Consider the following 9,273-nt stretch of genomic DNA (forward strand, 5'->3'; position numbering starts at 1 on the left):
GTCTTGTCTCTCGTTTCAGAACGGCTCAAGGTCGTCCGTCCCTCTCAAACCAAGGTTATGACGGCCCGCGCCGCCGAGCTGCGCGATCAGGGCGCCGATGTGATTACGCTCAGCCAGGGCGAGCCGGATTTCGACACGCCGTCCGCTATCCGTGAAGCCGGCATCCGGGCCATTCGCGACGGGCAGACGAAATACACGGCGGTCGCCGGAATCAAGCCACTGCGGGCAGCAATTCGCGAGAGCCTCCGCCGCGATCATGGGCTCGACTACGGCACTGACCAGATCACGGTGGGCTGCGGCGCCAAGCAGGTCGTGTTCAACGCACTATTCGCCACTCTCGATCCGGGCGACGAGGTTGTGATCCCGACGCCATGCTGGGTTTCCTATCCCGACATGGTGGCCCTGGCCGGCGGTAAGCCGGTGCTCGTCGCCTGCGATGAACTCCATGGCTTCAAGCTGCGCTCCGAGGCGTTGAAGACCGCGATCACGCCGCGCACGAAATGGTTGATGTTGAATTCGCCATGCAATCCGACCGGTGCGGTCTACAGCCGAAGTGATTTGCTCGCGCTCGCCGCGGTGTTGCGCGAGCATGCCCATGTGCACGTGCTATCCGACGACATCTATGAAAAGCTAACCTATGACGCCGACTTCGCAACGATGGCTGCAGTCGCGCCGGACCTCTATGAGCGCACCTTAACAGTCAACGGCGTGTCCAAGGCAGACGCAATGACGGGCTGGCGTGTCGGTTACGGTGCAGGACCGCTGGCGCTGATCAAGGCCATGAACCTCATCCAAGGCCAGACCTCCTCGCACACCAGCTCGATTTCGCAATATGCCGCGCTTGAGGCACTGTCAGGGAGCCGGGACCATATCAAAGAGTTCGCGCGCGCATTTTTGGAGCGCCGCGACCTTGTCGTCGCCAAGCTGAATCAGGCCAAGGGGCTTGCTTGCCATGTGCCGGACGGCGCTTTTTATGTTTTCCCCTCCTGCGCTGGTGTCATCGGCAAGCGCACGCCGGACGGCAAGGTGATCGAAAGCGACGCCGATTTCGCCATGTATTTGCTCGACGCTTTCGCCGTGGCTGTCGTGCCCGGCAGCGGCTTCATGGCCTCGCCCTATATCCGGATTTCCTATGCTTCCTCGCTTGAGGAGCTCACCCGGGCTTGCGACCGTATCATCGCAGCCTGCGCGACCCTGTCCTGAAAGATCTTCTGATGTCCCCTGCCAAAAGCCTGCGCGCCCGCATGGCCGAGACTGGCCTGCTCCACGTCATGGCCGCCCACAGCCCGTTTTCAGCGATTCTCGCGGAAGAAGCCGGATTTGACGGAGTGTGGGCGTCCGGCTTCGAGCTGTCTGCGCTCTATGGTCTGCCGGACATGAGCCTGATTTCGATGACACAGCATCTCGACATGCTGCGGGCAATCGCCGGACGCACGAGGCTGCCGATCGTCGCCGATATCGATACCGGCTATGGCAATGCGATCAACGTCATCCACGCTATCACGGAATATGAGCGGGCCGGCGCCAGCGCCGTTGTCATCGAGGACAAGACTTTTCCAAAGGTGACGAGCCTTGTTGCCGATGGCCGTCAGGACCTGTTGCGCATTGAAGAATTCCAGGGAAAGATCGAGGCTGCCATCACGGCCAGATCGGATCCGGATTTCCTCGTCATCGCCCGCACCGAAGCCTTGATCGCCAGTCTCGGTGAAGCAGAGGCCCTGCGTCGGGCGCACGCTTATGCGGAGGCTGGCGCGGACATGATCCTGATCCATTCGAAAAGGGCGAATCCTTCCGAAATCGAAAGCTTTTCGCGCGCCTGGACCGGATCGGTGCCGCTGGTGATCGTACCAAACGCCTACCCTGACCTGGACGCCAAGCGGGTCAAAACGCTGGGCAACGTTTGCATGATGATTTATGGCAATTACGGCATCCGTGCTGCTGCAACCGCCATGCAGGAGACCTTCCGCCGGATCATCGCTGACGGCGGCGTCCAGAACGTCTACAAAGATATTCTGCCGGTCGATGAGATTTTCAGAATCCAGAATATGCACGAGGTTAAGGCGGCTGAAGCTCGCTTCCTTCGCTGATCGCTGCGATTGATACCTCCTGTCGGGATTTTTGAGGCGGCACTCAGCACCGAGTCCTGCCCGGGGCGCAATCCCGGACGGTGTTGAGAGGTAGCGGGCCTGTCATCTAGACGGCCCTCGGTGTCAACTGCGACATCAGCGATCGGCCGCCCTTGCCGACACCTGAAGAACCACCTGTAAAAACCGTCGACAGCAATCGAAGTTCGCGCCAGACGCACGAACCGTACCGAGAATGCGGATTTTGTGCGTGAGATATCGTTGATACGCGGCAATCCGGCGGCACGCATCGAATAATGTGAGGGAGCATTCATTTCTGGCAATGGCCCGCCGTGACAATTAGCGGACAGTCCAGAAGCTACCGGAGCAGAAGATGGCTGCCGAACACGATGACGTGCCTCTCAATGCTATCCGGGCGTTTGTGACCATTGCGCGCGAGGGAAGCGTAACGCGTGCTGCGACCACATTGGGAACGACACAGAGCTCGGTCAGCCGTTATTTGGCTGTACTACAAGACTACTTTGGCACGGATCTTGTGCAACGGCGAGGCCGGCGGAGCGAATTGACAGAATTCGGAAGGCTGTTCGCGAACGCCGTTGCCGAACCGCTTGATACAGTTTGTTTCACCGCGAAGAGAATGCGGCGTAGGAGCCGAACGGACGCTAATCGAATCGTGGTCCGCACGTCTCTTTCCACCTTCGCATACTCCTTTCTGATTCCGAATCTCCAAGCGTTCTCTGCTGAGATGGGCGGCGTAGTCGTCGACGTGATCAGTTCATTGTCTCCGCCGAGATCCTCCGACAATTTCGACATCTTGCTTACTCGCGATCTTTGTGTCGTTGAACCGGCCGACGATTGGGCGATCCACAACGAGACGCTCGTATGCGTAGGCTCTCCAAATCACGTCATGGGAAAAACGCTCTCAACTGCCCGTTCAATGCCAATTCTGAACATCACCTCGCGACCCGACATACTGCCCACATGGCTCAGGGCCATGAACCTGACCGCAAAGGACATCAAGTCGGGGGCGCGGTACGATCATAATTACCTTGCTTTGCCGGCCGTCATAACCGGAAAATGCCTGCTGGTGGCGCCTGAAATCATTGTCAGCGATCTCGTGCGTACAGGGGCGCTCCATGTGATACCAGGATCGCGCACTTCAAGCGGCATGCAGTATCGGGCCTATGCGGTGGACCGAAGTGACAATCCCGAAGTCGCTCGTGCCTTTTGCCGATGGGTCGCCCGGCTCTGTAAAAAGGCCGCAATTCCGGAAGCCGCCTGATCGCGTATCCGGTGACAACAGAAGTTCGATCGATGCTTCGGATAATGCTAGCGCGTCCATTTGCACATGCAGACCGTTCCCGATCGACGGCGAGGCTCGTTTTTTTGGCGAGCACCGCGGCCAAATCGCAGTCAAGAACACGAACCTGCGGCCCGCCAGAACCCTTTCCGCCTTCAATCCGGCCGACTACAATCGTCTGGTGAGATACTGGGCTAGCCATCAACCAAAAGCTCAGGACCCCTCGCCCCTGTCTTTACGATTACGGCGGAGCAATGCGCGATAGCCGCCTCGCATGAGACGCAGCCCCGTCCGGACCAGGCGAATGGTCCGGCTGCGCAGGTCGTGCGTTTTCCAGCCGCGATCGGGAATACGATGCTTGCCAAACAGGCCTTGCGCGATTTCGCGATAGCTGTTTCCTTCCAGAGACCCATCGACTGCACGCAAGGCGAGGATGAGCCGACGACGGGTCAAGATCGGCAGCGCCAGAGGGGGTGGTCCGAGGGGCCGCCGTTCGAGCGCCAGCCAAAATCGATGTGCTGCCCGCAAGCGAGCCTCGAAATTGCGGTCGAGCGGCAGGTCGACGGCAACCGATGAGCCGCTCGGTGGAAGTGCTGGTAGCCACAGGCGATGCTTCACTCCTCCGAGGGCGACGATGGCGTGCCATCCATCGGGCGCATGGCGAAGCTCGCTGCCCTCTTGTTTGCTGAAATCCAGGTCGCACCGTTTGGACGCCGCCGAGCGAACAGCGGCGCGCACAGGCAGCACGGTCGGCAGCACTTCAGGCGCCCAGAAAATGGCTTGTTGATCGAACGTCTTTTGCGGATCAGCTGCGAAAAGACAGCCCCCACTGCCGTCGGAATTGGTGCGCCATTGCGCCGGATCGTTTGCTGGCGGCCAGGGCCATATAGTCCCGTTGGTACTCGCAATTACGGCGCAGCCATTCCCAGGCTATGTCCTCAGCTTCTGCTTTCTTGGCGTCAGGATAGGCTTCCTCTGATTTCCAGTCAGCACCTGGCATCGTACCACTTTCCCCGCATGTTTTTAACGCACAAAGGAATTGCAGCCCGACAAATTTGACTATTTCTGGTTGCACCACTGCATATATTCGCTAATAATGCAGTTGCGCGATGAAATGATCACATTTTGCGATCGGACATCAACAGAAGTGACGTCCGTTTCGAACGCATTCATTCCTCACTCTTCGGCCAACCGCGCTGCAGGAGATGCCGAAAGCCCTGACGCGCCGCCCACTTGGCGCGAGCCAGATGACTCTCGAAAGTACGGCGGGCGCGATCCGGATCCAGGGTGGGATCAATACCAAGCACGATGCGCGCAACCTCGCGCCAATCAGCGTTATCGGCCTCGGCATCCAGGAGACGCATATAGGTGACGGCATGTTGCTCGTCGTACGGCGTGAGCTGGGGCGCGTTAGGCGCGAAATCTGCGATCTTGGGCGGCACTGCCTGAAAGTCCTACCAGGTTGAGAAGCATCGATTTAAGCGAGGGTATAGCCGCATTCAGAGCCTCTTCGTAGAGAACCGATTGTCGCGGTCTGCAGGAACATTCCTTGCCAAAGCCAATTAGTGGCTGGCAGCGCCTGTTCCGGTCGTTCTCTTCGATTTCGCTCGCTCCGCCCACCGCCAGAATACATTTGATCGCAGTCCGTTACGCTCAGGGCGCGATCAGCAGAACTGCCGTCCTGCGTGCGGCGCCGTCGGCCCGAATCAAGAGGTCGACATCGGATGCTGCTCGTCATAACTCGTCAGCATTGGCTCACCCGTCGCGACATCGCGATCCAATACCAGCTCTTCATTTAGGTTACGCGCGGACTCTGCTCATCTGCATTCTGGGCGAAACCTAGCGCAATAGTATGGTTATAGCCAGTGGTTTGATGGCCGTCGGAATGGCTGCGTTAGCGCATGAAAGCCCGTGCGCTTGTTGCCTGGAATGTGCGCCGGATCCGCGTCGATCGCGGTATTTCTCAAGAGCGATTGGCGTACGATGCGCGGATTGACCGCTCCTATATGGGCGGTATCGAGCAGCAATCGGAGAACCCGACAATCGATATTCTCGACCGTATCGCGGCAACGCTTGACGTTCATGTGTCTGAATTTTTCACCCAGCCACCCAAAGGTGCGGTGCCGCCAAAGACCGTGCGTAAGGGTCGCAAGCCGGCGCGTTCACGTCGCAAAACGAAATAGCACTCCTCCCTGGAGAGCTGTTTCTGACAGGCGGAGTCGTGGCGACAGTTCTGCTTGAGTTGATGGCGTAAGTTGCCCGAAGCAGAGAACTTTCACGCAGAATAATTCTTCGGAGCTTGCGGCTTACAACATTATTAGCGATTTGATCGTGGTCGGCCTACCCCGTTGTGGTTCCGCTGCTCGAATTCGCAGGGACTCAGGCCAACTCCCTCGAGTCCCAATTATCGGACGGGCATTTTTGCAAGAAGCGTTTAAAACGCGGGTCGGCGGAGCGAGCATTCATCGGGAAGTTGTACGCCACCGGATTTCTTCCGGAGGTCTGGGTACCCGATCAGCGCACTATGGCCCTGCGACGGCAAGTTGCGCACCGTACGCAGCTCGTGCGTCAGCGGGTACGCTTGAAGAACCTCATTCAGTCGATCCTTCACGCCCACCTCATTCCGCCCTGTCCACACCTCAACCTTGTAGGGATCAGCGGTCGCAGGTGGATCGCCGCCCAGATTGTACCTGCCGACGAGCGTGCCGCAATCGAGCGGCACCTGGCGCAGATCGACCTGATCCAGGGTTCGTTGAAGGAGGTCGAGGCGGATATCGCGCGTGAAGCGATGTCCGATCCGATCATTCGGCGGCTGATGACGCTCCCGGGTGTGGACATGACGGTGGCTTCGGGCGTGGCCGCGGCCGTCGGCGACATTCGGCGCTTTGCCGATCCGACCAGGCTGGTGAGCTACCTGGGGCTAAACCCGAGCGTAAGGCAGTCTGGCGAGGGCTCCGCCTACCATGGCAGGATCACCAAGCAGGGCCGCGGCCAAGCTCGCGGAATGCTCGTCGAAGTAGCATGGGCTGTAGCCCGTTCGCCGGGACCGCTGCGTGCATTCTTCCAGCGCGTGGCTTCACGACGCGGCAAGCACATCGCGGCAGTCGCGACGGCGCGGAAGCTGGCGATGATCATCTGGCATATGCTGACCAAGAGCACTGACTACATCTGGACCAGGCCGGCCCTGCTGGCGCGCAAGTTCCGGAGCATCGAACTGCGCGCTGGATTACCCACCAGCCATGCCAAGCGTGGATCGGCCTATGATTACAACATCCCCGCGAAGAGGGCTGAGGAACGAGCACGCGTGGAATCCGCCGAGAAGGAGTACACGAGGTTCACGTCCCGGTGGCGGGCAAAGCCACGATCCCGACACAGCAAGGCTTCCGCGACATAGGGCTTGTCTACAACATCCGTGTCGGTTGGCTTGCCCGGCCTTGAGAAGTCCAGCGTAACACCGCGCTGATAGGCCCACAGATCGAGCTCGCGCGACACGAACTCGCTGCCTTGATCGAGACGGATCGTTGCCGGGAATCCCACTTCCTTGCAGGCCCTTTCCAACACCTCCACGACATCGGTGCCGCGGAAGGTGAGCCGTGGCGCCAGCGCCGGCGAGAAGCGGGAGAAGGTATCGGTGATCGTAAGGACGCGCAGCTTGTGCCCGCTCGCCAACTGATCATGGACGAAGTCCATCGCCCAGGTCTCGTTCGATCGCGTCGCCGGCCTGCGATCATCGCGCAGCTTGGGCTTGACCCGGCGCTTCGGCGTTTTGTTGCGTAGTTGCAGGCCCAATTCGCGATAGATCCGCCGCGTCTTGTTCTGGCCATGGCGCCAGCCTTCACGACGCAGCAGCACATGAACACGACGATAACCGTAGCGGATACGAACATGGCAGATCTCCTTGATCTTCTGTTCGAGGGCAGCCTGGCCGGTGCGACGGGACTTGTAGTGGTAGGTTGACCGGTCGAACTCGAGAGCTTCGCAGGCCTTCGTCGCCTGGCTGATCCCGGCTTTGCGGCAGATCTTCGCCAGGTCCACGACCAAACCTGTCGCCGTCAACGTGCGCGGCGGCAGCTTTCAACGGTCCCATGATCGAGGCGGAAACGCCACGGCTGCATCCGGGGTAACAGGATTATCGACGGTTCGGGATTTGGGGGGGCGTGCGTTGCGTATTGAATTGTTTGCCGCAGAGTTGCGCTGGCGTTCATCGATCGAGACCGCTCGACACTCAAGCCTCCGCTCCAGATCCGCCAATCCTGCCTTACATTCGGCGACAACCGATTGGGCGCGAAGCAGGTTGACCTTGAGCTCGTCCTGTTGCCTGAGTATTTTCTCAAGATCCCAATCGTTCTGCATTAGCTCATTGACCATCTGCAAGCCCCGATGCAAGGCCGACACCTAGCTTCAAGAGCGCAGGCTCTGCATGTCGCAGATCCCACCCCGAACCATGGGCTAATCCGATGCCAAACGATCGTCCTGAGGACGCCTTTACGCTGGCGTTCTTGCTGAGAACCACCATTCGTTGCGAGCCCCCAAGACAATCGGCTTCTGCCCGGCAAACCGGAGCGCGATCCCAAGATGGCAGAGTTCGCGAGGCAGGCGCCCGGTTTGGAAAGCGCATCAGGGGACCTCTGCCCTCGATCAAGCGGGCAAATTTCATCTGAACACCTCAAAAGGATGCTGAACGAGCATCATAGTCACAGGTGGTTTCGTCACGTCTTCAAGCAACAGGCATGCCAATGCCGCTTGAGCGTTTTTATAAAGAAACGATGTCGGTTTTCCCGCAGGTAGTTGCAGGCGGTGCTGTTGTCGCGCTTGAAACAAATGACGTCCTGAGCGAGACAGCCAAAGCCGCAACCACGAGCGTCCGCGCGCATTTTCTAATGAAACTCTGGCAGGACTGGATCGAGTTCTTCCTGCTCGAGCGTCTTGGCTCCATCTTTCGCCAGGTACGCTGCCAGAGCTGCGATACCGGAGTCCGGTGGACATCGAGCGGGTGCGGATTTTTTGAACGGCACTTGTCCCAAACGCTCGGCAACTTCGACACTCATGAGGTGGGCACGGATCGGTCGGTCGACGGCGCGCTCGATGGTGTGGAAGATCCAGGTGCCGTCCGGATCGATGTCCGACCAATGAAAGATCGGCGTCTGTTCGGATACCAATCCTGCGATCGTCCGCAGCGCCTGCTGGGTGGCAAGCGAGGGGTACCCTCCGACATACATGGTCGTTCCTAATCGGCCGGGGTCCGCCTCGGCGATGTGCCGGTTGAAGCTTGCGAAATTTTCGATCGTTAGCACGTAGGCCGGCGGCTCCCGGAAGCGGACGCGATCTGCTTCCTTGGGAGTGATTCCGAGATACAGCGGAGAGATTCCGGAGAGGTCGGCTCCATCGAGGTCGATCTTGCCCGCGATCAGCAGCGGTGGCGCGAAGCGCTCAAGGCCGATTGCCCGGAGCGCCTCGCGTGGCCGCGCGCCGGGGGGAAACTCCAGGATGCCGCTCAGGAACCGCACGACCGCGCCTTCGATCCGTTCGAGCGTTTTGCTGTGCCCCACCGTTCGTCTCGAGAAGGTCTTGTAGTCGACGCCAAGATGTTTGTCGGCCAGGATGGCCTGGGCGAGAACGAACGCGTCGCGCAGTGTCTCGACATCGGACGAAGCGAACCCGTGCCACGTTTTCCCCCGCCCCCATACCTCGGCGACTTGGGAAGCGCTGTTCTTCAGAGAGTCGTGCATCGCCGCCCCGGCGACAAGCCGCACGGCGGCATCCTCCGCGATGCGCGACGCGGGGGTACGGCGGAGATATCGGTATAGGATCTCCGCCGAGGCCAGCCGCACATGTGCCACTTGGTCGCGCATGGGGCCGCGCCCCCAACCAAGGGAGACCGCGCCGGCG

General features: G+C 59.7%; 9 protein-coding genes and 1 pseudogene. 5 read left to right on the top strand and 5 right to left on the bottom strand.

Features of this window, described 5'->3' with window-relative positions; translation table 11 throughout:
• The first annotated feature begins 3 nt into the window (after positions 1 to 3).
• From ACVWW6_RS45070 to ACVWW6_RS45080, 3 genes are all read left to right on the top strand, one after another.
• A complete protein-coding gene (locus ACVWW6_RS45070; RefSeq protein WP_456683090.1) occupies positions 4 to 1,203 on the top strand; it encodes a pyridoxal phosphate-dependent aminotransferase in 1,200 nt (399 codons plus the stop codon).
• 11 nt (positions 1,204 to 1,214) lie between these two features.
• Complete coding sequence (locus ACVWW6_RS45075; protein ID WP_456683091.1) at positions 1,215 to 2,087, top strand: isocitrate lyase/phosphoenolpyruvate mutase family protein; 873 nt, start codon at positions 1,215 to 1,217, stop codon at positions 2,085 to 2,087.
• Positions 2,088 to 2,457: 370 nt separating this feature from the next.
• Complete coding sequence (locus ACVWW6_RS45080) at positions 2,458 to 3,366, top strand: LysR family transcriptional regulator (protein WP_456683092.1); 909 nt, start codon at positions 2,458 to 2,460, stop codon at positions 3,364 to 3,366.
• Between the two features lie 231 nt (positions 3,367 to 3,597).
• Here ACVWW6_RS45080 and ACVWW6_RS45085 read toward each other — a convergent pair whose 3' ends face one another.
• From ACVWW6_RS45085 to ACVWW6_RS45095, 3 genes are all read right to left on the bottom strand, one after another.
• On the bottom strand, positions 3,598 to 4,143 hold the full coding sequence (locus tag ACVWW6_RS45085) for a DUF2285 domain-containing protein (protein WP_456683093.1): 546 nt from the start codon (positions 4,141 to 4,143) through the stop codon (positions 3,598 to 3,600).
• 46 nt (positions 4,144 to 4,189) lie between these two features.
• Positions 4,190 to 4,384 carry a transcriptional regulator domain-containing protein gene (locus tag ACVWW6_RS45090; protein WP_456683094.1) on the bottom strand — a complete coding sequence of 65 codons (195 nt, stop codon included), beginning with the start codon at positions 4,382 to 4,384 and terminating at the stop codon, positions 4,190 to 4,192.
• Positions 4,385 to 4,553: 169 nt separating this feature from the next.
• Entirely contained in the window at positions 4,554 to 4,826 is a 273-nt protein-coding gene (locus ACVWW6_RS45095; protein WP_456683095.1) for a DNA -binding domain-containing protein, read from the bottom strand.
• Between the two features lie 459 nt (positions 4,827 to 5,285).
• Here ACVWW6_RS45095 and ACVWW6_RS45100 point away from each other — a divergent pair, with 459 nt between their 5' ends.
• Together ACVWW6_RS45100 and ACVWW6_RS45105 are read left to right on the top strand one after the other, a co-directional pair.
• A complete protein-coding gene (locus tag ACVWW6_RS45100) occupies positions 5,286 to 5,567 on the top strand; it encodes a helix-turn-helix domain-containing protein (RefSeq protein ID WP_271573957.1) in 282 nt (93 codons plus the stop codon).
• Between the two features lie 167 nt (positions 5,568 to 5,734).
• A complete protein-coding gene (locus tag ACVWW6_RS45105; RefSeq protein WP_456683096.1) occupies positions 5,735 to 6,778 on the top strand; it encodes an IS110 family RNA-guided transposase in 1,044 nt (347 codons plus the stop codon).
• A 5-nt stretch (positions 6,779 to 6,783) separates the two neighbouring features.
• On the opposite strand, the pseudogene ACVWW6_RS45110 reads toward ACVWW6_RS45105, so the two are convergent.
• A pseudogene (locus ACVWW6_RS45110) lies at positions 6,784 to 7,371 on the bottom strand (DDE-type integrase/transposase/recombinase); the annotation flags it as partial.
• An 890-nt stretch (positions 7,372 to 8,261) separates the two neighbouring features.
• Positions 8,262 to 9,273, bottom strand: a 1,012-nt coding sequence (locus ACVWW6_RS45115) for a Wadjet anti-phage system protein JetD domain-containing protein (protein ID WP_456683097.1), incomplete at its 5' end; no start/stop codon positions are given.

The sequence above is a fragment of the Bradyrhizobium sp. USDA 3311 genome, assembly GCF_054062495.1.